Consider the following 25,559-nt stretch of genomic DNA (forward strand, 5'->3'; position numbering starts at 1 on the left):
CATTACTATATTAAAAATATAATATTATTTTACATTAATACTCTTAAAAATTTATTAATTCAAAGTTAAGCATTTCTTATTATTTATTTTATATCATTGGAAATTCCTATTTGTTACATATATGTGTCCTAATTATTACAAAATAGTTTCATTTGTATTTTTATATAAAAAACTAATTTTAATTATATTTTCTATAACTCTAAAAGATATAACTATCTCTAAAAAATAATTTGTATAAAAAATATATTATGTATATATATTAAATTTATATGATATTATATATTTATCGTTAACTTATTAAGGAGAGAGTTGTATGGAATATAAATTTTTATATGATAATAAAGAATACCAATTAAACAAAGAAAATTGTGAAGGAATATTTTTAAATTCTGATAATGATATTGAAGAAATTGAAAATTTATCAGTAGAATTAATTTTAAGCTCATTATGTGAAGGAAATGAAGTTAATTTTTCAAAAGAATATTATGGTGATAAATGTTTATGTGATATTCAAGAAGAGTTAAATAAATCTTATGCTTATTTAGAGTATCACTTTTTTATTTATACAAAAGAAAATAAATATATAATAAATACTATTTGCAAAGACTATGAAAGTACTTCTTACAATAAACTTCACAGGTCTGGGAAAATAGATAATAGTTACATTGTTAGTATAATAGTTTGTCCTTGTTGTGGTAATTACACAATAGAAATTGAACAATGCACAGTTTAATATTTTTTAATAGGTATAGATGAATATGAAAGCATCTGTGCCTTTCTTTTTTATTAACTTTTAAGGCTTTAAATATCCTATAATTTTCTAGACATAAAAAAACACTAACAAATGTTAGTGTTTTATTGGTGGCTCGAACTGGAATCGAACCAGTGACACGAGGATTTTCAGTCCTCTGCTCTACCGACTGAGCTATCGAGCCATATCTACCTGGCAACGTCTTATCCTCCCACACAGTCTCCCGTGCAGTACTATCAGCGCTGTAGACCTTAACTGTCCTGTTCGGAATGGAAAGGAGTGTTACCTCTACGCCGTCATCACCAGATCACAAGTAGTATTATATCTAGATATCACTATTATGTCAATAACTTTTTTAAATTTTTTTATTTTTTTATTGTTTATTCGTATTTTAACTAATTATATATAATTAACACTTAACATTACTAGTGTTAACAAGATTTTAATATGATTTATAAAATCAGCTTATTAGCTTAATGTTTATAATATCTATAGTAATTCATTAATTCCTTTGTTTATTAAATACTATTACAATAAACACTCTTTATTCATATCTATTTAATTTTTATAATAAATTGTGTAATAATAAAATATATAAATACAGTTTGGAGATGATTTCATGAATACTGAAATAGAAAAACTAACAACAATCTTAAAAGATAGTAATAACATAGTCTTCTTTGGGGGTGCCGGAATGTCAACAGAATCTGGAATACCTGATTTTAGAAGTGCTAATGGCTTATTTAATAAAAAACTAAATGTAACTTTTACTCCTGAACAATTAGTGTCTCATAGCTTTTATATTAAATATCCTGAGGAATTTTTTAACTTCTATAAAGATAAACTTATATATCCAAAAGCTAAACCTAATGCTGGACATATAGCATTAGCTAAACTAGAAGAAATGGGTAAACTTAAGGCTATTGTTACTCAAAATATTGATGGACTTCATCAAGCTTCTGGTTCAAAAAATGTTTTTGAACTTCATGGATCTATTAATAGGAACTACTGTATTAAATGTCATGAATTTTATGATTCAGACTTTATATTAGAATCAAAAGGAGTACCTACTTGTACAAAATGTGGAGGAACTGTTAAACCAGATGTAGTTCTTTATGAAGAAGGATTAGATGAATACACTATCACTGGTGCAATTAAAGCAATATCTAAAGCAGATACATTAATCATAGGAGGAACCTCATTAGTCGTTTATCCGGCTGCTGGATTAATTGATTATTTTAAAGGGAATAATCTCATACTTATAAATAAAAGTGCTACTTCAGCTGACTCAAAAGCCGATTTAGTTATTAATGATTCAATTGGAAAAGTTTTAAGTGATGCTGTTAATAAGATGTAACTAAAATATGCTTAATATGCATTTATTTATTTTATAAATATAAAAATTTATAACTAATAAGGGTATGTTTTCTCAATAGAAAACATACCCTTATTAAAAGCTTTAATTTTATAACTATTTCTTACTACTTAGCAATCATTATTTCTTCTATTTTATCTACACAGCCACCACAACATGTACCTGCATTAGTAGCTTCTTGTACTTCTTCTAAAGTAGTAGCTCCATTATTCATTGCATCCTTTATATCTTGTGCTGTAACTCCAACACATCCACAAATTACTTCACTCATATCCATCTTTCTATTCTCCTTAATAATCATTTTTTATATTACAAGAATAACTCCCTGTGATTTAATTTTAATACATATAACATAAAATTTCAATAGAAATTATTAAATAATATAAATTATTATCTAATAATTTAAAGATTTATTTTAATTATTAGTATTATAAATAAAATTTAATTACAATATAAATTTTATTTAAAACGAATTAAGGAATTTTTTCTATACAGTATAAATATAATTTAAATGATAGTTGTTATAGGAGATTTAATATGAAGATTTTATTATTTTTATTATTTATTATTGTTGCATCAGGTTCTTTACTATTTTTAATATATAATTATGAAAATAGAATATCATCAGTAAAAAAGCAATTAATAGCTAGTCAAGAACAATTTTTTAAATTAAAATCAAAATATAATCAATTAAATACTTTAAAACATAATCCTTCAATTATGTTCTTAGATTTAACTGAACATGCTGGTCTATTAACTAAAGATTCTATAGTATATCTATCTCCAAATGAATTAGCTCCAGCATTACAAACTCTAGACATATCTATGGAAGTTTATATACTTGATAAAGCTTTATGTAACAAAACTGTATGGTATTATGTATCCCTTCCTATAGATACAAATATAAATTCAAGAGGTTGGGTAAAAGAAGATTGTTTTTCTAGTTTCTTAGATAAGTCATCATATACAGATATAATTAAATGTTAGGTACATTCAAATAAATAACTATTCGAGAATGTAGAATAATTTGTGTAAATTAAATATTTTAATATATTGTATAACTGGAAATTATGTTTCCAGTTATATTTTTAATATTTTTACAAATACTAAAACTACGTGGTTTCATAATTTTAGTATGCACTAAAATAAGTATTATATACTGTAATTTTCTAATAAGTACAAGCTATATTGCTAACGCTTCCTCGATTCTATCTTTGAACATTATTTCTAATTTTAAAAGAGTTATTCCCCAATTAGCTATTGGTGAAGTCCATTTTTTCATAACTTGATCTGTTGCTAAATATAATGATTTTCGCAAAGAATCATCTGTTGGAAATACTGTTCTAATTTTAGTGAATTTTCTTAATTGCCTATTAAATCCTTCTAGTGCATTAGTAGTGTAAATCATTTTTCTAATTTCTTTAGTATATGAAAAATATGTAGACAATCTATCCCAATTTTCATACCATGAATCTATTACAGTACTATAAACATCATCCCATTTATTCTTTAGCCTATCGAGCTGCGTTAGCGCTATCTCCTCTGTATCTGCTTTATACACCAGTTTTAAGTCTTTCATAAATTCTTTTCTATTTTTATATGATACATATTTCATTGAATTTCTTATTTGATGTATTATGCAATTTTGAATACATACTTTTGGAAAAACAGCTTTAATAGCATCTGGTAATCCTCTTAAACCGTCCATACATGCAATTAATATGTCTTTAACACCACGATTATTTAAATCATTACAAACGCTAAGCCAAAATTTTGCTCCTTCGGCTTCGCCAATCCATATTCCTAATATATCTTTATAGCCTTCCATATCAACACCCATGCAAATATAAGCAGCCTTTGTAACTATTCTATGTTCGTCTCTCACTTTAAAATGAATAGCATCCATATAAACTATAGGATACACAGGATCTAACATTCTATTTTGCCATTCAGCAGCTGCAATCATTACTTTATCTGTTATTTTAGATATCATTGATGGAGATACATCTATTCCATATAATTCTTCCAGTTCGGATTGAATGTCTCTTGTAGACATTCCACGAGCATATAAACCAATTATTTTTTTATCTAATTCATTACAATCAGTTTCATATTTTCTTATAGTTCTTGGTTCAAACTCTGATTTTCTATCTCTAGGAATATCTATAGGTATCTCCCCGTAGCTGCTTCTAACATCTTTTTTTGAATACCCATTTCTATAATTCTTGTCACTATCGTTATCGGTTCTCTCATATTTTTCTCTACCTAAATGTTCTTCCATTTCAGCTTCAAGTAGTTGTTGCATAACATCTTTTAATAATCTTTGCATTAACCCATTCTTACCCACAACATCGTCCATACTTTTGCATTTCTTTATTTCTTCTTGATAATTTATATCTGGTACTCTCATTTGTAATCCTCCTCTAATATTCATAAGTATATTATTCCAAATCTACCATAAAACCATTCAAAAAAAGATGTAGTAGATTTGCTTTTACACAAATCTCACTACATCCCCAACTATTCAATATGCTAGTTTATTTTGTGAACTACTTATTCCTTGAGTTCTACTAATATCACAACCATTAGTAGAGACTAAGTTATTATATTTCACAAAATATCCTTTGCATCTTTGACTTATTATTTATTTTCATATGCCTTAAAATCTTTATACTAATTTTTAGTTAATAATTAATAATTAAAAGGTGAAAGTTAAAGCTATTTAGAAATTGTAATACTAATTTCTTTATAACTCTACGCTTTCACCTTTTAATTTTAACTAAGGTACGTTTAAATAAATTCATTATTATTTGTTAGTTAATATAATAGAAGCACCCATATATAACAAATATATTACTATTGTTACTATTAATGGCCAATTCATTATTTTGTCTTCTTTATTATGAGAAATCCCTTTATTTAAATTCTCATACTCTACAATTTCAGCCTCTTTATACTGAATTTGTTCATTAATTAAATCTCTTTTTCTCTTATCATTTATTTTCTTAAGTTTTTTAAGTACCAATACAATTAAAACTGCTGAAACTATTCCAAGACCTATAGTGCCTTTTAATAAGTTCAGCTTTTCAGCTATTGATAATGATTTGATAGATATATCCTTTGCTGTCTCTTCAATTCCAAATTTATTTTGAGTAAATGTTAATAGTTTTTGTAAAGCTACAGATGTTCCATTAATCATAAAGTGAAATGTCATAGAAGCAAATATACTATTAGTTATTCTAACTAAATAAGCTAAAATCCCTCCTAGAACAGCTGCATATAAAAATTGCTGACCATTTAAATGAAATATACCAAATAACAAACCTATTATCACACAAGTTTTTAAATCACTTTTATCATCATATCCTGATTGAACTATCCCTCTTAAAGTTATCTCTTCTGTTATGGCTGGCATAACCGCCATTAAAAGTAACATTATTAAAAATGGTGTATTTGATATTTCAGATACAAACTTACCTATATCATTTTCAAAGAAAAATGATGTTATAAGTGAAAATAAAGTCACCAATGGTTGACTTATAATAGATAAAAGAACTATTAAGAAGAAGTCTTTTAAATATAGTTTATTAAATTTAAAAGTTTGTTTTATATTTGCCTTAACTATTATCACATATAATATTGCTGGAATTATAAATAAAATCATATGATTCAAAAATAATGCTACTCTTATATCACTTGTTCTCATATAAAAATACAAAAGTGGGCATATAATGTTTGTTCCTATTATTTCCCATAATAATATTATTAAAAAATACAAATTTGCTCTAAATGTTTTTCTCATACTTACACCTTTAACTACAAAATTTAAGATTTAGGCACATTCAAATAAATAACTATTCAGTATGATAGCTTATTTTATGAACTACTTTTTCTTTGGAGCCTACTACTAGCACAACTATTAATGAAATCCCAAGTCATTGTATTTCACAAAATATCCTTTGCATCTTTAACTTTTTATTTATTTTCATATGCCTTATATTCTACTAAATAAAATATATTCACTACAATTTTAAATTATAAATTTAATTCATCTTAAAATAAAGTCCAATATTTAATATATCTAAATATATAACTAATTATAAAATTATTTTAAATTAAATTAATTTAAAGTGTATAAATAATTATCTCTTAGGAAAGAATTTATATTGAAGTAACTAACTTCAATATTTAATCGCCTCTCCCCCCATTTTATTTATATACCAAATTTTATTCCTATTGTTATTAACATAGCAATAGGAATATTTTTTTCTTCAAAATATTTTAATTAAGACCTTAAGATATGTTTTCTACTTCTCTTCTAATCATATCTAAAGCACATATAGTTGTTAGTTTTCTTACTTTTGATCTATTTCCCTTAAATAAATACCTTTTAGCATATGCCTTACCATTTATACATATTCCTATATAAACTAATCCTACTGGTTTTTCTGGCGTTCCACCACCTGGTCCAGCAATTCCAGTTGTAGATATCCCTATATCAGTTCCTGCAGTTTTACAGATTCCTTTTGCCATTTCAATTGCTACTTGTTCACTTACTGCTCCATAACTATCTAAAGTATCTTTTCTAACTCCTAATCTTCTTATTTTGGCATTATTAGAATATGTTACTGCACCTTCCATAAAAACTTCTGATATTCCTGGATACGAAATTAATGTACTAGCTATTAATCCCCCAGTACATGATTCAGCACTTGCTAAAGTTAAATTCTTATTTATTAAAGTTTTTCCCAATACTTCTTCTATTGTCTCATTACTAATGGAATATATATTTTCTTTTAATCTTTCCCTTATATCATTTAATACTGGTTCTATTAATCTTAATCCTTCAGCTTTATCATTTGCTTTAGCAGTTAATCTTAACTCTACTTCTCCATTTTTTGCATAAGGTGCCACTGTTGGATTAGTTTGATTATCTATTATATCCTTTATTTTTTCTGCTACAGAACTTTCTCCTATTCCTATTATTTTTACTACTTTAGAATATAAGACTGCATTAGTCTTATTACCTAAATAAGATTTTATATTCTCCTCAAACATAGGTTTAATTTCATTAGGAGGACCTGGCATAATAATCATTACTTTACCTTTAGCTTCTATAATAATTCCTGGTGCTGTTCCATTATTATTTTCAACTACAATCGAATCTTTTGGATATAAAGCCTGTTTTAAATTATTTTTAGGCATGCTTTTACCCATTGATTTAAAATAATCTTCAATTTTTTCTCTTGAATATTTATCTTCTACTAATTCTCTATCAAAATATTTTGAAGCGACTTCTTTAGTCATATCATCATCTGTAGGCCCAAGACCTCCTGTTGTTATAACTATATCACTTCTACTAAATGCTAGTTCAAATGCTTCCATAATTCTTTCTTCATTGTCACCAACAACTTGTTGATTATATACATCAAGCCCTAGCAAAGCTAACTCCTTAGATAAATATTGAGAATTAGTATTCACAATATCACCTAATAATATTTCTGTTCCTATTGATACTATTTCAACTTTCATTCTATAACCTCTCTATTAAAGATTTAAAGATTTTCTGTATGACTTCTATCATTTTTAAATAGAATGTTAAATTTATCTTTATCTCTTACTATTTTAGTCAATGAAGCTTGACCATATACACCCTTAAGTTCACACTCAAATTCTGTAAAGTAACTCATTATAACTTTTAAAGCCATTCCATGAGTAACTATTAAAATATTTTTATCACTTTCTTTCTCTAAAATTGATTCTAACATCTTAAAACTTCTGTTCTTTACATCCAAAAGTGTCTCTCCATTTGTACCTTTTATTTCATGATTTCCACAAAACATTTCTTCTAAAAAATTATTTTCACCTATTATTGGTAGATCTTTTATATACTTTCCTTCGTATTCTCCAAATCCAATTTCTTTAAATTCATCACAAGTTACTATTGGTGTATTATTAGCTTCTGCTATAATTTTGGCTGTATCTAAAGCTCTTTTAGTTGGACTTGAATATATTACATCTATTTTTTCATTTTTTAATCTATCTCTTAAACTCCTAGCTTGTCTCAATCCTCTTTCTGTTAAAGGTGAATCTTGACTTCCTTGAAGCTTTCTATCTATATTCCATTCAGTTTCTCCATGTCTAGTTAAAAATAATGTCATCATACCTAATCACTCTCCATACTGTAATTCATATAATTAATTTTACAATACTTACAAATTATATTCAAAAGATAATGTAAATACGCCACGCTTTTTAGTTAAAAAATAAAACCACTTACCTGCATAAATATATAACAGTTAAGTGGTCTTATAAAAATTTTATATTATTAATCTTCTTTAGTTTCAAGTAATGCTAATGCTACTGCACCAATAACACCTGCATCTGTACCAAGTCCCGCTGGTACAACTTTAACTGATTCTGCCATTGACTTAAAGCATCTCTTATCTACAACTTTTCTTACTGTATCAAATACGATATCTCCAGCCTTTGAAACTCCTCCACCAATAATTATAACTTCTGGATCAAAGATTGAAACTGCATTAGCTACAGCAATTCCTAAATAGTTTAATGCATTATCTACGATTTCCTTACATACTTCATCTCCAGCAGCTGCTTCTACAAATACTTCATATGAAGTTATTTTTTCATATTTTCTTAATGATGTTTCAACTTTACTATTAACAGCTTCTTGTCCTCTTTTACCAATAGCTGTTCCTGATGATATCGCTTCTACACAACCAATATTTCCACAATTACATCTTGGACCATCAGGATTTACAGTCATATGACCAATTTCTAAAGCATTTGATGTATGACCTCTGTATATCTTTCCATCTAATACGGCTCCGCCGCCTACGCCTGTGCTTACTGTAAAGAATAATACGTTTTTAGCACCTCTTCCTGCACCAAACATAAATTCTCCAATAGTAGCAACGTTTGCATCATTATCTAGAAATACTGGTACTTCAAACTTCTTATTTAGTGGATCTACTAAGTTAAAATTTTTAAACGGAAGATTAGGTGTATATATTATTACCCCTTTTTCTGCATCAAGTGGTCCTGGTGAACCAATTCCTATTGATTTTACATCCTTATAAGTAACTCCACCATCTTTTATTACCTTATCTACCGAATCTATTATTCTATTTAATACAGGAATTTCTCCCTCATGTGCATTAGTTGGAACTGTTGTTTGGCTAATAACTTCACCATTTAAATTTGATAAAGCTGCACTTATTTTAGTTCCTCCTAAGTCAACTCCTACTACAAATTTTTGCATAAATTTATCCTCCATACTGAATACTTTTGTTGTAATCTTTTTCACCGGTAACGGTTCTAATAAATTCATTATACTATATAATTCAGCTTAAAGGAATGGGGAAATTAGTATTTTATCTTTCTTTATGCGCATTTATGGAATAACAACCATATGAATTAAAGCCAGCATTACTAATAATAAATTTATTATCTGCAAGCATAGAATTAATTAACTTTATATTTTCTTCGCTATCCTTATTTATTCTTATTATGAAATTATCACCATGATCTACAATACTAAAATAATCAAAAATATTACTATATTCGCTTAATCCAAGTCTTCCTATAATATCCATACTATATGTTGACATACATTATATCCCTCACATCTATTATTGAACTTATAAATTTAATTATCATCTTGTATAACCTTATTATTCCTCTATTATTTAGTATTATTCTATATATTATTATGTAAAAAAAGATATAAATACTATTATTTTCTAGTACTTATATCTTTTATAAAAACTCTAATCCGTCTAAATTAATAACATATCTTATTACATTATTACTATATTCATAATAACATTACTTATTATCCAAATTCAGTTTTTCTATTATCTTACTTGCTTCTGCTTCTGGTACTTCTTCATATCTTAAGAATTCTTTCTTAAAACTTCCACTTCCATGAGTAATAGACCTTAGTTCAGTTACATATCTAGTTATTTCTGAAAGAGGAATTTCTGCAGTTATTTCTTGAGAAGAATCTATTGGATTCATGCCTATGATCCTCCCCCTCTTTTTATTTATATCCCCCATAATATCACCTGTATATTCATCAGGAACTGTTACTTGTACTTTCATTATAGGTTCTAACAATATTGGCTTAGCTTGTTCTAGACCTTTTTTATATGCTATTGATGCTGCAACTTTAAATGCCATTTCTGATGAATCTACTGGATGATACGATCCATCATGTAATGTAGCTTTAAGACCTATTACAGGACATTTGGCAAGAACTCCATGTTCTATACATTCTTTTAATCCCTTTTCTACTGCTGGTATAAAGTTTCTAGGTACAGCTCCTCCAACTATCTTGTCCACAAATTCTAAGTCTGTTTCCCCATCATTTCTAGGTTCAAACTTTATTACAACATCTCCATATTGTCCATGGCCACCTGATTGCTTTTTATGCTTTCCTCTAACATCAGCTGATGATTTTATAGTTTCTTTATATGGAATTCTAGGTTCCTTTAATAAAACATCAACACCAAATTTATTTTTAATTTTGCTTGCAATTATATCTATATGTGTTTCACCAAGACCTGATATTATTATTTCTGAACTTTCATTATCCCTAGTTATATCAAAAACCAAATCTTCATCTTTCAATTTAGCCAATGCTTGTGATATTTTTTCTTCGTCTCCTTTAGTTTTAGGGATTACAGCCATAGAAATAACTGGAACAGGTACATTCATCTTGTCATATACTATTTTAAAGTTACTATCGCATAAAGTGTCACCTGTATTTGTATATTGTAATTTCGATATAGCTCCTATATCTCCTGCTATAATTTTTTTAGTTGGAATTTGATTTTTACCTCTGATAAAATACATGTGTGAGAATTTTTCTATCTTATTTTTATTGCTATTCAATACATTAATATCTTCCGTTGCTGCTCCAGTCATAACTCTAAAGAATGATATCTTACCAACAAAAGGATCAGAAATTGTTTTAAACACCAAAGCAGAAAACGGTTTATTCTCATCAATAGTTATAAATTCTTCTTCATTAGTTTCAATATTTAAAGCCTTTTGTGAAATTGCATATTCTGGTGATGGAAAACATTGTATTATGTTCTCAAGCAAAGTATCAATACCTATTACTTTTAATGAACTACCACACATTACTGGAGCAATCTCACCATTTGCACATCCATTTATTAATCCTTTATATAAATCTTCACCACTTAATGTACCTTCACTAAAATACTTCTCAAGTAATTCTTCATCAGTTTCAGCAATTGATTCTATAAGCATTTCTTTACATTGTTGTACTTTTTCTTTTAAATTTTCTGGTATATCTACTATTTCAGTTTTCTTAGTTTTAGGATTGTATACCTTAGCCTCATTTGTAATAATATTAACTACACCTTCAAAATCTTCTTCAGAACCAATTGGATATTGAATTGGAACTACACTTATACCAAACTTATCTTTAAGTGATTGTAATACCTTATCAAAATTAGAATTTTCTCTATCTAACTTATTTATAAAAAATGTCCTTGGTAATTTTATCTTGTTACAATATTTCCAAGCCTTTTCTGTTCCTACTTTTATTCCAGATACTCCACTAACAACTATCATTCCAACATCTACAGCTCTCATACCTTCTATGCATTCACCTTCAAAGTCGTAATATCCAGGAGTATCTACAAAATTTATTTTCACATCATTTACTTCAATTGGTGCTATAGAAAGTGAAATTGTTAATTTTCTTTTTTTCTCCTCATCATCGTAATCTAAAGTAGTTGTTCCATCTTCTATATTTCCTAATCTATCAATTATATTAGAATTGTATAAAATGGCTTCAACCAAAGAAGTCTTTCCTGTACCGCTATGACCCATTAATCCTATATTTCTTAAGTTTTTAATATTATAACCTCTCATAAATTCATAGCCAAACCTATAAGTTTCCTTAGGAGTTGGCTTTCACCTGCCTTTCCTTTAAATACTTATTATTTAAATATATTATTCAATAATATATTTAAAAACTCCTTTTCTATTTTTAAAATATTCAGAATATTTTATCTTTTTAAATTGATACTTAATATATATCAATTTATTTAAATATATTTACTACAAATAAAACTGTATATATTATAAATATTAAATTTATCTTTAGATAATGCTATAATAAATCTTATAAATTTGAAAAATTAAACATATAAGGTAATTTTGAAAATCATAGTACATTTAATCATAAAAATAATTATACTAAAATTGTTTACCTGAAAATTTGCTATTTATAATCTCAATATTTGAGGTAATATTTATATATACAATATATCCTTATTTAAAAAACAAGTTCTTTATTTAAAAAAACAAGTATAATAAAGAATTAAAAAATAAATAAACATATTATTTATTAAAAATCTATCTATATTATAAAAATTTAATATCTTTAAGTTCTTATAATATAAATAGAAATACTTATTACATAGGAGATTACTATTTATGAAAAAATTAAATTCCAAAAAATTATTTTCTGATAAAGTAACGATGTTAAAAATTTTCACCATTGTTACTATGTTAATAAAAACTATTCTTTTTATATCTATTCTCAATACAGATACTGCTGATAAAATATTAATGAATACTTTAAGCTTTAAGTTTTCTATTGTTTATTTAGCTTTTATTCTTTTTATTTATTCATTTGGTTATTTATTTTCAAAAAATAAACAAACTATTTTTTATATAATTATAAATTCACTATATTCATTATTATTGATTGCAGATCTATCCTATTTTAGACCTAATAGAGATTTATTAGGATTAAAAAATATTTTTTTCCAAGGTACTTTTAATCCTTTATACCACTCATTTATAAATCTTAAGTTAATCGATATTATATTTGTTATAGATATAATATTACTTTGGTTTATTAAAAATAAAATTAAAAATAATAATAAAATAAGTTTTAAAAATTTCTTTATTACAATTATAATTTCAATATTTATAATTATAAGTTCTTACATATGTATTGATGTCTATAAATTAGGTGACTTTGGAGATAGTATAATTTTTAATCAATGGACAACCTTAGCAGAAGTTAAAGTTCCCGGTCCTATTGGATACCATATAGTAGAAGGTATTAGAGCAACTGACAAATACTTTAACGAAAAACCTTCTAATAATGATAAAAATGAAATTGAAAATTGGTTAAAATTTAATAAAGAAAAAATTCAAGATAATGAATATAAAGGATTGTTTAAAGGTAAAAATGTAATATTTCTTCAAATAGAGTCTTTAGAGAATTTCGTTATAAATAAAAAAACAAATGGAAAAGAAATAACACCATTTTTAAATAAACTAGCTAGTGAAGGGCTATATTTCAATAATTTCTATGAACAAAATAATGCTGGTAATAGTATTGATTGTGATTTTATGGTTAATACTTCTATATATCCTTTAGGTGATAAGATAACAGCTTTGAATTATGGAGAAAATGTTTATCCTAATTCATTACCAAGAATTCTAGAAAAAGAAGGTTATCACACAATATCATCTCATGCTGAATTACCTAATTCATTTAATTGGACTGAACTTCATAGAAATAGTTTTGGAGTCAATGAACTTTGGACTGTAAATGATTATGTGTATGAAGAAAGCGTTGGATATGGATTAGCGGATAAAAGTTTTCTAAGACAAACTGCTGAAAAACTTAAAAAAGTTAAACAACCATTTTTTATTCAATTACCTACATTATCTAATCATGGTCCTTTTGATTTACCAGAAAAATATAGACAATTAGATTTACCTGATGAAGTTAATAATAGTTATCTAGGGGGATATTTTGAAAGTGTATTATATACTGATAACCAATTAGAAATGTTTTGCAATAAACTAGATAAAGCTGGATTACTTGATAATACTGTTTTAGTTATATATGGTGATCATACTGGAGTCCATAAATACTATAATGAAGACATTAAAGATATTGATTACGAAAATAATTGGTGGGATAAAGTAGATCATAAAATTCCATTAATAATATATTCTAAAGATTTAAAACATAAAATTATAAATAAAGCAGGTGGTCAAACAGATCTTATGCCAACTATATGTTATTTATTAGGTGTTAATGATGATTTATACAGAAATTCAAGTATGGGAAGGATCCTAGTTAATACTAATAGAAATGCCATAACTATAAAAGGAAATAATATGGTTGGAAATGTTAGACCTTTAGATGAAGAACATGTTTCAAAAGCTTATGAAATAGGAGAAAAAATAATAAAAACTAATTACTTCAATAATAACTAAGTAAATAAATTATAAATAAAAACTTCAATTCAATAAGTACATATTGGTTGAAGTTTTTATTTAAGTTATAATATATACAAAATAAAATAAAACTTAATGGAGAAAACATATGAAGAAAAAATTAAAAAGCATTATTAAAAGTAATTGGTTATTTGTATTTATGGTAATTATCCTTCAACTAAAATCCATGATATTACTATCTATGCTAAGAACACCAAATTCATCAAGTATAAGTTTAAGTAATACTTATTTTACACCACCTGTAATATGGGCACATTTAGCCATAATAGTATTAATATGTAGTCCCATATTTCTTTTTAAAAATAAAGATCAATTAAAAGCTACTTTAGTAATAGATATTTTGATTACAATTATATTTGTAGCAGATATATGGTACTACCGAGCTAATGGAACCTTTTTATCTATTAGACATTTAATGCATACCGAAATATTTAATCCAATTAAAAAGAATTTATTTAATTTTAGATTGGTAGATTTAGCATTTTTTATTGATTTTATTATATTACTTATTGCAAATAAATTAATTAAAATAAAAAAAGAAGAAAATGAAAGAAAGTTATCTTTTAGAATAGCAAAATCTATATCAATTTTCTTATTAAGCACATTTACTATAGGTTTAGGACATTATTATGTAGATATTAAACACATGATACCAGGAAAAAGATTATTCAGCTTATCTTGGGCACCATTTCAAACATTTAGTGACATGAGTCCCTTAGGATATCATGGATTTGATATTAATTTTTATAAAGATAAAAATAAATCTTTAACTTCTAATGACATAGCTACTATAAAAAATTGGTTTAATGATAATAAAGAGAATCTTCCAGATAATAAATATAAAGGTCTACTTGAAGGTAAAAATTTAATTGCTTTGCAGGTAGAATCCTTAGAAAATTTTGTTATAAACCAAAAAGTATATGGACAAGAAATAACACCTAATTTAAATAAATTAATATCAAATAGTTTATACTTTGATAATATATATGAACAAAACAATTCTGGTACAAGCTCAGATGCAGATTTATTAGTTAATACATCCATATTACCAATAAGACAAAATACAACTGTATTTTCCTATCCTTGGGATAAATATAACTCATTACAGCATTTATTAAGTACTAAAGGATATACTACTATTTCTACACATGCTGAATTACCAGGTAGTTGGAATTGGGCAGAGATGCATAAATCTTTTGGAGCAGATAAAATATTGGATATAGGAATGTACACTCAAGATGAGATAATAGGCTTAGGACTATCTGATGAATCTTATTTAAAACAAATATCAGAAAAGTTAAAAAATGAAAGTCAACCTTTTTATGCATTTATGACTACATTAACTAGTCATGGACCATTTGAAATGCCCGATAATAAAAAATATTTAGATTTACCAAAAGAACTAGATGAAGATATGTTAGGTGCATATTTTCAAAGCGTAAGATATACCGATGAAGCTATAGGAAAATTCTTAGATGCATTAGAAAAAAATAATCAATTAGATAATACTGTTGTTATGATTTATGGAGATCACTGCGGAGTTCATAAATTTTATGAAGAAGATATAAAAAATTCTCCTTTAGAGGGTAATTGGTGGAAAGATAATCATAAAAACATACCATATATAATATACTCTAAAGATTTAAAACCAGAAGTAATATCTAAAGCAGGTGGGCAATCCGACTTTCTACCAACAATATCTTATTTACTTGGAATAAACAGAAATGAATTTGAAAATAGTTCTATGGGAAGAGTATTAGTAAATACAGAAAGAAATACTACAATTTTAAATTCTGGTAATATTATAGGTACTCCAAAAGATGAAAGTGAACTTAATCATTTAAAAAATTCATTTAAAATAGCTGATACTATAATTGAAAAAAATTATTTTAAAAATTATAATTAACTATAATTATAACTAAAGGTTGAAAATATAAAGAACAAAAGTGGCTACGGGACTTTTTGTAGTTGAGATTGTATAATCTTAAAGCTTAGAATTTTAGTTGAAAATCCTAAAGATTTTATAAAATTTTTAAGCTTTAAGATTTCTATATTTTCCTAGATATAAATAAAAGGATGTTGAAATTTCAACATCCTTTTTATATTAACAATATTACATCATCATACTTACTCCAGGTCCTAATGGTAATTTAAATACAAACCAAAATATTAATAACATACTCCAACCTATTAAGAATGCTATTGAATATGGTACCATTGTCGATATAAGTGTTCCTACTCCACTTTCTTTGTCATATTTTTCTGCGAAAGCTACTATTAAAGCAAAATAATTCATAAGTGGAGAAATTATATTAGTTGTAGAATCTCCTATTCTATATGCCATTTGAGTTAATTCAGGGGAATAATGTAATCCCATTAACATAGGGACAAATATAGGCGCCATAATAGCCCATTTAGCTGATGCTGATCCCATAAATAAATTTATGAATGAAGCAACTACTATAAATCCAATTAATAATGGTATACCTTGTATTCCTGTAGCTTGTAAAAAATTTGCTCCTTTTACTGCTATTATTGTTCCTAAATTAGAATAAGCAAAGTAAGCAACAAATTGAGCTGCAAAAAATACTAATACTATGTATCCACCCATTGTAGACATACTCTTTCCCATTAAATCAATAACTTGTTTATCATTCTTAATTGTTCTAGCGCCAATACCATATGCAACACCTGGTATTAAAAATACTATTGCAATTATAACAACTATAGAATCCATAAATGGAGATTTTAAAACTTCTGCTGTTTCTGGATTTCTTAATATTCCATTAGATGGTACTATTAAAATTGCTAAGAAAATTAATGTTAATAAAAATGCAATACCTGCAAATAATAGTCCTCTTTTTTCTTCTTTACTAATCTTTATAACTTGTTCTTTTTCTTTATTTCCTTTATATTTACCAAGTCTAGGTTCAACTATTTTTTCAGTTACTATAGTACCTATAATTGTTATAAGGAATGTTGATGCTATCAAGAAATACCAATTTGATGTAATTTGAACATCATATCCTGCTTGAGATATTTTAGCTGCTTCAGTTGTAATACCTCCCAATAAAGCATCCGTTGGACCTGGTAATAAATTAGCACTAAATCCACCTGATACCCCTGCAAATGCAGCTGCAATACCAGCTAAGGGATGTCTACCAAAGCTTCTAAATATAACTGCTCCTAATGGTATTAACACAACATACCCTGCATCAGAAGCTATACTAGAAACTACTCCAGCAAATACAACCACCATAGTTATAAATCTTTTTGGTGTACTTGTTACTAATTTTCTTAATAATGTTGAAATTAATCCACTACCTTCAGCAACTCCAACTCCTAATAATGCAATTAATACAGTTCCTAATGGTGCAAAACTTGTAAAATTATTAATTGCACTTGTGAACATATATCTAATACCTTCTGGTGTTAAAAGACTTACTACTCCAACAGTAAATTCCTTTAATTCCATAGTTTTTCTATCAATTCCTTCATAACTTACATTAACACCTGCTAAATAAGCAATATGAGATATTATCATTAAGGCTGCACAAAATATTATAAATAGTGTAGTAGGGTGTGGAAGTGCATTACCTATTTTCTCTATCCATGTAAGTATCCCAAACTTACCTTTTTTATTTTCCATAAGTTCCTCCTTGGTAAAATTCTAGTGTGATTTTAAAAAATAAGAAAATTTTACTATTATATATACATATTCATTATATTATTAAATTTGATTTTTATCAAAAAAAGTACCCAATGGTTTAATAAAATATGATAAAAAAAAGTATGAATTTTTAACATTATAATAATAAATATTAATTTTTTTATTTTTTTAAAATTCATTTTTACGATTTTTCACCAAAAATAAAAACTTTAAGATTAAAGTTTTTATACTTTATATCTTAAAGTTTTTATTTTAGATATGATAAAAATTCCAAATGTCCCACCAAAAGTATCAATAAGAACATCTCTTATTGCACCTTCTCTTCCAGGCACAAATACTTGATGTATTTCATCTGAACAAGCATATAGAAATACTAATACAATTGCCAACATTTTAATTTTTTTATTTTATATTGAAATTCTAATACATTTAATATTAATATGCCTAATATCATATACTCTAAAAAATGTGCAGACTTTCTAACAATAAAATTTGTCAATTCACCAAATATACTATTTATATTAACCCCTAGTTTAGTTAATATTGTTATAACTAATCCACTTTGTTTATCAGATACAACTGCTGGTTGATTAGACATAAAAAATATAATGCTCATCCAAATTATTAATAAAATCCAGTTAATTATTTTTCTCTTATTACAAGTATTTTTATTTTCTTTCATTAGTCACTCCATTATATTATATTTTTTAACTTATGTTTATATATATTCTATTAAGTTAATGTATTTATAATTTCTTTATTAATCTTTATTAAAAAAGTGGCTATACCACACTTTTTAATTGAGAGTGTATAGTTGAGAGTTTCTGGTTGAAAGTCTTAAGACTTTCTAAAAATATATATCTCTCCTTAACTCTCAACTGATATTTAAAATATTGCTTTCTATTATTATACATCAAGTTTGATTATATTAAAATCCCTTCCCTATCTTACTGAATTAGCTTATTTACACATATATTTATTTATGTAAGCTAATGATTCCTCTAATAATTCATGCCCTTTTTCTAATCCTTCAACTTTTAACTCTAAATTACAAACCCTTTGATCTACTTGATGCATTAAATCCTTTATATCATGTAATAGTTTTGCTTCATAAGTTACTTGAACCCCATCACTATCTATAAATACTTTTTCTGGTGGTGCACCACATTTAGTACATTTAGCATATATAGCATCACTATCTAAGTCTTTAAATACTTTAAACTTACTATTATTGCATGATGAGCAACTTGATAAAATCTTAAAATCATAGCTATTATTATCATAATAATATTCTTTTTTACACTCACTACATACTAATTTTATTTTATTATCTTTGCTATTTATATAAAACTCATTTCCACTACATCCATCTTTTTCACAAACAATAGTTCTAACCATATAACTTCACTCCCTATTTTTAATAAATAACTTTCTTATAAATTTAATATGTTATTTTTCAATAAAATATTACTAAAAACTAATCACATTAAAATATTAATAAAATTACTATATATGAACAAACTAATATTGTCATACTTGTGTAAATTTAAAATACTATAGATTAAATATTTATTATTAATTTATATAGTTAAACATTAACATTAAGTATTTTATTTAAGGAGTTGATTGAATGAAAAAAATATTATTAATATCTTTAAGTTTATTATTGATTTTATCTTTAAATGGTTGTAATAATAAAAGTGTATATAGAGATGGAATATATATTGGACAAGGAGAAAACTATTCAAAAGGTTCTGACGATGTAACTGTAAATATAGAAGGTGGTAAAATTGTTGATGTTGTAATTAGGCATTTAGATACTAATGGAAAAGAAATTGATTATACAAAATGGACCGGAGAAAATTTAGACGGAAATACTAATCCAAATGTACAAAAATATAGAGCTGATACAATTAGAAATGTATTAAGTAAACAGTCAGCAGATATAACTATTATTGATGAAATTAATGATATGTCTTCAAATTGGAAAATTGCTATAAATGATGCTTTACAAAAAGCAAAAAAATAAGCTATGAATACTCATAGCTTATTTATAAATGGTGGAGATAAAGAGATTCGAACTCTTGACCCCCTGCGTGCAAGGCAGGTGCTCTCCCAACTGAGCTATACCCCCATATGGTGGACCTTCAGGGACTCGAACCCCGGACCTACCGGTTATGAGCCGGTTGCTCTAACCAACTGAGCTAAAGATCCTCTTTTTCACCTGGCAACGTCCTAATCTCCCACACAGTCTCCCATGCAGTACCTTCGGCGCTATGGATCTTAACTTTCCTGTTCGGAATGGATAGGAGTGTTACTTCCATGCCATCATCACCAGATCTAATACTTTTATTATTTTAATACATAATTATTTTTTTGTCAATAATTATCTTTTTGAAAGAATGTTCTTTCAAAATTGCACATAATTTGTATACAATATTTATTGGTCAAGCCCTCGACCTATTAGTATCAGTCAGCTAAATATGTTACCATACTTACACCTCTGACCTATCAACCTTGTAGTCTTCAAGGGGTCTTACTAGCTTACGCTATGGGAAATCTCATCTTGAAGGAGGCTTCACGCTTAGATGCTTTCAGCGTTTATCCCGTCCCGACTTAGCTACCCAGCTATGCTTCTGGCGAAACAACTGGTACACCATAGGTCGGTCCATCCCGGTCCTCTCGTACTAAGGACAGCTCTTCTCAAATTTCCTGCGCCCGCGACGGATAGGGACCGAACTGTCTCACGACGTTCTGAACCCAGCTCGCGTGCCGCTTTAATGGGCGAACAGCCCAACCCTTGGGACCTACTTCAGCCCCAGGATGCGACGAGCCGACATCGAGGTGCCAAACCTCCCCGTCGATGTGAACTCTTGGGGGAGATCAGCCTGTTATCCCCGAGGTAGCTTTTATCCGTTGAGCGATGGCCCTCCCACGAGGTACCACCGGATCACTAAGCCCGACTTTCGTCCCTGCTCGACTTGTAGGTCTCGCAGTCAGGCTCCCTTCTGCCTTTGCACTCTACGAACGATTTCCGACCGTTCTGAGGGAACCTTTGGGCGCCTCCGTTACTTTTTAGGAGGCGACCGCCCCAGTCAAACTGCCCACCTAACAATGTCCTGTCACCAGATTCATGGCATCCAGTTAGAATTCCAGTACTATCAGGGTGGTATCCCAAGGATGACTCCATCAAAGCTGACGCTCTGATTTCCCAGTCTCCCACCTATCCTGTACAGACAATACCGAAATTCAATGCTAAGCTACAGTAAAGCTCTACGGGGTCTTTCCGTCCAATCGCGGGTAGCGAGCATCTTCACTCGCACTACAACTTCGCCGGATTTGCAGTTGAGACAGTGCACAAGTCATTACGCCATTCGTGCGGGTCAGAACTTACCTGACAAGGAATTTCGCTACCTTAGGACCGTTATAGTTACGGCCGCCGTTTACTGGGGCTTAAGTTCACACCTTCGCTTACGCTAAGTGTTCCCCTTAACCTTCCAGCACCGGGCAGGCGTCAGCCCCTATACATCAGCTTTCGCTTTAGCAGAGACCTGTGTTTTTGTTAAACAGTTGCTTGTGCCTATTCTCTGCGGCCTGCTCTCGCAGGCACCCCTTCTCCCGAAGTTACGGGGTCAATTTGCCTAGTTCCTTAACTGCAATTCTTCCGCCGGCCTTAGGATTCTCTCCTCACCTACCTGTGTCGGTTTGCGGTACGGGCACTACTTCTCTTTCTAGATGCTTTTCTTGGAAGCATGGAATCAGATACTTCGGTTCCGTAGAACCTTCCCCATCACGCCTCAGGATTGTTAGAACGGATTTGCCTATTCTAACTCCCTAAATGCTTAGACTAGCATCCAATAGCTAGCACATCCTATCCTTCTCCGTCACACCATCGATAATAACGATAATAGTGGTATCGGAATATCAACCGATTGTCCATCGCCTACGCCTTTCGGCCTCAGCTTAGGTCCCGACTAACCCTCAGCGGACGAACCTTCCTGAGGAAACCTTAGGTATTCGGCCTGTAGGATTCTCACCTACATCTCGCTACTAATGCCAACATTCTCACTCGTAATCAGTCCACCGCTCCTTACGGTACGACTTCAGCCCGATTACGACGCTCCTCTACCACTCACACAAAGTGTGAACCCGTAGCTTCGGTGGTAAGTTTGAGCCCCGGACATTTTCGGCGCAGGATCTCTTGACTAGTGAGCTATTACGCACTCTTTTAATGAGTGGCTGCTTCTAAGCCAACATCCTAGTTGTCTTAGAAATCCCACATCCTTTTCCACTTAACTTACACTTTGGGACCTTAGCTGACGATCTGGGCTGTTTCCCTTTTGACTACGGAACTTATCTTTCGCAGTCTGACTGCCGGACTGATAGTATCTGGTATTCGGAGTTTGATAAGGTTCGGTAAGCGCTATGCCCCCTAGCCCATTCAGTGCTCTACCCCCAGTACTCACATTTTCCGACGCTAGCCCTAAAGCTATTTCGAGGAGAACCAGCTATATCCGAGTTCGATTGGAATTTCTCCGCTATCCACAGCTCATCCCATGCTTTTTCAACAGCAACGTGGTTCGGTCCTCCACGAGGTTTTACCCTCGCTTCAACCTGGCCATGGATAGGTCACCCGGTTTCGGGTCTACAGCATGCAACTAGTCGCCCTATTAAGACTCGGTTTCCCTTCGGCTCCGTACCTTAAGTACTTAACCTTGCTACATACCGTAACTCGTTGGCTCGTTCTACAAAAAGCACATCATCACACACATAAGGTGCTTTGATCGGTTGTAGGCACATGGTTTCAGGTTCTATTTCACTCCCCTCCCGGGGTTCTTTTCACCTTTCCCTCACGGTACTGCTTCACTATCGGTCATCAGGTAGTATTTAGCCTTGGGAGGTGGTCCTCCCTGCTTCCCACAAGGTTTCACGTGTCTCGTGGTACTCTGGATCAGAACTTGATTGTTATAACTTTTACTTACAGGACTATTACCTCCTACGGTCCAACTTTCCAGTTGTGTTCGGTTAATTATAACTTCTCGTTAATGTTCTGTCCGCAACCCCAAAGATAAATCTTTGGTTTGGGCTCTTTCCCTTTCGCTCGCCGCTACTAAGAAAATCGATTTTTCTTTCTCTTCCTCCAGGTACTTAGATGTTTCAGTTCCCTGGGTTTACCTTCATAAAGCTATGTATTCACTTTACGATACATGGGGTTTCCCATGTGAGTTTCCTCATTCGGACATCTCCGGATCTCTGGCTATGTGCGCCTACCCGAAGCTTATCGCAGCTTATCACGTCCTTCATCGGCTCCTGATGCCAAGGCATTCACCATGCGCCCTTTGTAGCTTGACCTTTTACTCGTTTATTGTCGCTAACTACTTCGTCAACTTCATATTTTATGTACTCACGTATCACGATACGCTCCGAGCATAAAATATTCGTTTCCTCGTATTTATCTCCACTAAACTTCGTAACATTGTTTTATTTGTTTACAAACAAATAAACAATTTGCCAATATTAATTTGAGTAATTATCTAGGTAATTATTTCAATTATTACAAAGAATATATTCTTGGCTTGTTGTATTATATACAATATACTCGTTTATTGAATCTTATTACTTCGTCATCTGCATAATTTTTTCATTCACGTATAAAATACGCTCATTACAAAAATCATTTGATTTCTTGTACTAAACTTCACTAAACTTCGTATTATTATGTGCAATTTTCAAAGAACATTTTGAAAGACTTAGTCTTTCAAAATTGAACAGAAATCATTAAATAAACCTTCTTATATTAAGTAAGCATTCATTTTAATTACTAGTTAAACGCCTTGTTAACTAGATTTCTCCATAGAAAGGAGGTGATCCAGCCGCAGGTTCTCCTACGGCTACCTTGTTACGACTTCACCCCAATCGCTGACCCTACCTTAGGTCGCTGCCTCCCTTACGGGTTAGCTCACGAACTTTGGGTATTGCCAACTCTCATGGTGTGACGGGCGGTGTGTACAAGGCCCGGGAACGTATTCACCGCGACATTCTGATTCGCGATTACTAGCAACTCCAGCTTCATGTAGGCGAGTTTCAGCCTACAATCCGAACTGAGACTGGTTTTAAAGTTTAGCTCCACCTCACGGTATTGCGTCTCTCTGTACCAGCCATTGTAGCACGTGTGTAGCCCTAGACATAAGGGGCATGATGATTTGACGTCATCCCCACCTTCCTCCGCGTTAACCACGGCAGTCTCGCTAGAGTGCTCAACTAAATGGTAGCAACTAACAATAAGGGTTGCGCTCGTTGCGGGACTTAACCCAACATCTCACGACACGAGCTGACGACAACCATGCACCACCTGTCTTCCTGTCGCCGAAGCGACTTCCTCGATTAAGAGTAATTCAGGAGATGTCAAGTCTAGGTAAGGTTCTTCGCGTTGCTTCGAATTAAACCACATGCTCCGCTGCTTGTGCGGGCCCCCGTCAATTCCTTTGAGTTTTAATCTTGCGACCGTACTCCCCAGGCGGAATACTTAATGCGTTAGCGGCGGCACAGAAGCCATGACAGCTCCTACACCTAGTATTCATCGTTTACGGCGTGGACTACCAGGGTATCTAATCCTGTTCGCTCCCCACGCTTTCGAGCCTCAGTGTCAGTTACAGTCCAGAAAGTCGCCTTCGCCACTGGTGTTCTTCCTAATATCTACGCATTTCACCGCTACACTAGGAATTCCACTTTCCTCTCCTGCACTCTAGATATCCAGTTTGGAATGCAGCACTCAGGTTAAGCCCGAGTATTTCACATCCCACTTAAATATCCACCTACGCTCCCTTTACGCCCAGTAAATCCGGACAACGCTTGCCACCTACGTATTACCGCGGCTGCTGGCACGTAGTTAGCCGTGGCTTCCTCCTTGGGTACCGTCATTATCGTCCCCAAAGACAGAGTTTTACAATCCGAAGACTGTCATCACTCACGCGGCGTTGCTGCATCAGGGTTTCCCCCATTGTGCAATATTCCCCACTGCTGCCTCCCGTAGGAGTCTGGGCCGTGTCTCAGTCCCAATGTGGCCGATCACCCTCTCAGGTCGGCTACGCATCGTCGCCTTGGTAAGCCATTACCTTACCAACTAGCTAATGCGACGCGGGCCCATCTCATAGCGGATTACTCCTTTTATTGCTGTTTCATGCGAAACTACAATCTTATGAGGTATTAATCTTCCTTTCGGAAGGCTATCCCTCTCTATGAGGCAGGTTGCCCACGTGTTACTCACCCGTCCGCCGCTAATCCACTCCCGAAGGAGCTTCATCGCTCGACTTGCATGTGTTAGGCACGCCGCCAGCGTTCGTCCTGAGCCAGGATCAAACTCTCAATAAAAAGTTTAATCTTGACTTACTTTAATAAAGAATTGCTGGTTTATTTTAATGTTTCTTCTGTTCAAT

At 30.4% G+C, this 25,559-nt stretch carries 16 protein-coding genes, 3 tRNA genes, 4 rRNA genes and 1 pseudogene; 6 read left to right on the forward strand and 18 right to left on the reverse strand.

Going from position 1 to position 25,559, the window contains the following annotated elements; all coding sequences use genetic code 11:
* Positions 1 to 313: 313 nt before the first annotated feature.
* On the forward strand, positions 314 to 733 hold the full coding sequence (locus tag BGI42_RS13615; RefSeq protein ID WP_069680818.1) for a DUF3785 family protein: 420 nt from the start codon (positions 314 to 316) through the stop codon (positions 731 to 733).
* 126 nt (positions 734 to 859) lie between these two features.
* Here the strand turns inward: BGI42_RS13615 and BGI42_RS13620 are convergent.
* Positions 860 to 935: transfer RNA gene (locus tag BGI42_RS13620), tRNA-Phe, on the reverse strand.
* 6 nt (positions 936 to 941) lie between these two features.
* Positions 942 to 1,058: ribosomal RNA gene (rrf, locus tag BGI42_RS13625) — 5S ribosomal RNA — on the reverse strand.
* Between the two features lie 312 nt (positions 1,059 to 1,370).
* Here rrf (BGI42_RS13625) and BGI42_RS13630 point away from each other — a divergent pair.
* A complete protein-coding gene (locus BGI42_RS13630) occupies positions 1,371 to 2,108 on the forward strand; it encodes an NAD-dependent protein deacylase (RefSeq protein ID WP_069680819.1) in 738 nt (245 codons plus the stop codon).
* A gap of 124 nt (positions 2,109 to 2,232) precedes the next feature.
* Here the strand turns inward: BGI42_RS13630 and BGI42_RS13635 are convergent, their stop codons facing one another.
* Positions 2,233 to 2,403, reverse strand: a complete 171-nt coding sequence (locus tag BGI42_RS13635) for a (2Fe-2S)-binding protein (protein WP_069680820.1) — start codon at positions 2,401 to 2,403, stop codon at positions 2,233 to 2,235.
* Positions 2,404 to 2,663: 260 nt separating this feature from the next.
* Between BGI42_RS13635 and BGI42_RS13640 the strand changes: the two genes are divergently transcribed.
* A complete protein-coding gene (locus BGI42_RS13640) occupies positions 2,664 to 3,113 on the forward strand; it encodes a hypothetical protein (protein ID WP_069680821.1) in 450 nt (149 codons plus the stop codon).
* Positions 3,114 to 3,309: 196 nt separating this feature from the next.
* On the opposite strand, the gene BGI42_RS13645 is transcribed toward BGI42_RS13640, so the two are convergent.
* From BGI42_RS13645 to fusA, 7 genes are all read right to left on the reverse strand, one after another.
* Positions 3,310 to 4,536: an IS256 family transposase gene (locus BGI42_RS13645; protein ID WP_069678411.1), complete on the reverse strand. Its 1,227-nt coding sequence runs from the start codon at positions 4,534 to 4,536 to the stop codon at positions 3,310 to 3,312.
* Positions 4,537 to 4,932: 396 nt separating this feature from the next.
* The gene (locus BGI42_RS13650) at positions 4,933 to 5,928 is read right to left on the reverse strand and encodes a CPBP family intramembrane glutamic endopeptidase (RefSeq protein WP_069680822.1); all 996 of its coding nucleotides are present in this window, start codon (positions 5,926 to 5,928) and stop codon (positions 4,933 to 4,935) included.
* 491 nt (positions 5,929 to 6,419) lie between these two features.
* Positions 6,420 to 7,658, reverse strand: coding sequence for a competence/damage-inducible protein A (locus tag BGI42_RS13655; protein WP_069680823.1), 1,239 nt, complete (start codon positions 7,656 to 7,658; stop codon positions 6,420 to 6,422).
* 23 nt (positions 7,659 to 7,681) lie between these two features.
* Complete coding sequence (locus BGI42_RS13660) at positions 7,682 to 8,290, reverse strand: histidine phosphatase family protein (protein WP_069680824.1); 609 nt, start codon at positions 8,288 to 8,290, stop codon at positions 7,682 to 7,684.
* 164 nt (positions 8,291 to 8,454) lie between these two features.
* Positions 8,455 to 9,408, reverse strand: coding sequence for an ROK family protein (locus BGI42_RS13665; RefSeq protein WP_069680825.1), 954 nt, complete (start codon positions 9,406 to 9,408; stop codon positions 8,455 to 8,457).
* Positions 9,409 to 9,520: 112 nt separating this feature from the next.
* A complete protein-coding gene (locus tag BGI42_RS13670) occupies positions 9,521 to 9,757 on the reverse strand; it encodes a hypothetical protein (RefSeq protein WP_069680826.1) in 237 nt (78 codons plus the stop codon).
* 217 nt (positions 9,758 to 9,974) lie between these two features.
* The gene (gene fusA / locus BGI42_RS13675) at positions 9,975 to 12,056 is read right to left on the reverse strand and encodes an elongation factor G (protein ID WP_069680827.1); all 2,082 of its coding nucleotides are present in this window, start codon (positions 12,054 to 12,056) and stop codon (positions 9,975 to 9,977) included.
* Positions 12,057 to 12,623: 567 nt separating this feature from the next.
* On the opposite strand from fusA, the gene BGI42_RS13680 reads away from it, so the two are divergent.
* A complete protein-coding gene (locus BGI42_RS13680; protein ID WP_069680828.1) occupies positions 12,624 to 14,432 on the forward strand; it encodes an LTA synthase family protein in 1,809 nt (602 codons plus the stop codon).
* A gap of 109 nt (positions 14,433 to 14,541) precedes the next feature.
* Positions 14,542 to 16,359 (forward strand): LTA synthase family protein, encoded by a 1,818-nt coding sequence (locus BGI42_RS13685; RefSeq protein ID WP_069680829.1) that lies wholly within the window; start codon positions 14,542 to 14,544, stop codon positions 16,357 to 16,359.
* Positions 16,360 to 16,566: 207 nt separating this feature from the next.
* Here the strand turns inward: BGI42_RS13685 and BGI42_RS13690 are convergent, their stop codons facing one another.
* From BGI42_RS13690 to BGI42_RS13700, 3 genes and pseudogenes are all read right to left on the reverse strand, one after another.
* Positions 16,567 to 18,102, reverse strand: coding sequence for an AbgT family transporter (locus tag BGI42_RS13690; RefSeq protein ID WP_069680830.1), 1,536 nt, complete (start codon positions 18,100 to 18,102; stop codon positions 16,567 to 16,569).
* Positions 18,103 to 18,347: 245 nt separating this feature from the next.
* Positions 18,348 to 18,805, reverse strand: a pseudogene (locus BGI42_RS13695) (VanZ family protein).
* 278 nt (positions 18,806 to 19,083) lie between these two features.
* On the reverse strand, positions 19,084 to 19,521 hold the full coding sequence (locus BGI42_RS13700; RefSeq protein ID WP_069680832.1) for a hypothetical protein: 438 nt from the start codon (positions 19,519 to 19,521) through the stop codon (positions 19,084 to 19,086).
* 232 nt (positions 19,522 to 19,753) lie between these two features.
* Between BGI42_RS13700 and BGI42_RS13705 the strand changes: the two genes are divergently transcribed.
* Positions 19,754 to 20,152 (forward strand): hypothetical protein, encoded by a 399-nt coding sequence (locus tag BGI42_RS13705; RefSeq protein ID WP_069680833.1) that lies wholly within the window; start codon positions 19,754 to 19,756, stop codon positions 20,150 to 20,152.
* 29 nt (positions 20,153 to 20,181) lie between these two features.
* Here the strand turns inward: BGI42_RS13705 and BGI42_RS13710 are convergent.
* The 5 genes from BGI42_RS13710 to BGI42_RS13730 all read right to left on the reverse strand — a co-directional run bounded on the left by BGI42_RS13710 (position 20,182) and on the right by BGI42_RS13730 (position 25,494).
* A tRNA-Ala gene (locus BGI42_RS13710) sits at positions 20,182 to 20,257 on the reverse strand.
* A gap of 3 nt (positions 20,258 to 20,260) precedes the next feature.
* A tRNA-Ile gene (locus tag BGI42_RS13715) sits at positions 20,261 to 20,337 on the reverse strand.
* An 8-nt stretch (positions 20,338 to 20,345) separates the two neighbouring features.
* Positions 20,346 to 20,462, reverse strand: a 5S ribosomal RNA gene (rrf, locus tag BGI42_RS13720).
* Between the two features lie 104 nt (positions 20,463 to 20,566).
* Positions 20,567 to 23,475: ribosomal RNA gene (locus BGI42_RS13725) — 23S ribosomal RNA — on the reverse strand.
* Positions 23,476 to 23,980: 505 nt separating this feature from the next.
* Positions 23,981 to 25,494, reverse strand: a 16S ribosomal RNA gene (locus BGI42_RS13730).
* The 16S, 23S and 5S rRNA genes sit together here with 2 tRNA genes alongside, the layout of an rRNA operon.
* Between the last annotated feature and the right edge of the window lie 65 nt (positions 25,495 to 25,559).

It is taken from the genome of Clostridium taeniosporum, assembly GCF_001735765.2.
In the GTDB taxonomy this organism is placed as follows: Bacteria; Bacillota; Clostridia; order Clostridiales; family Clostridiaceae; genus Clostridium; species Clostridium taeniosporum.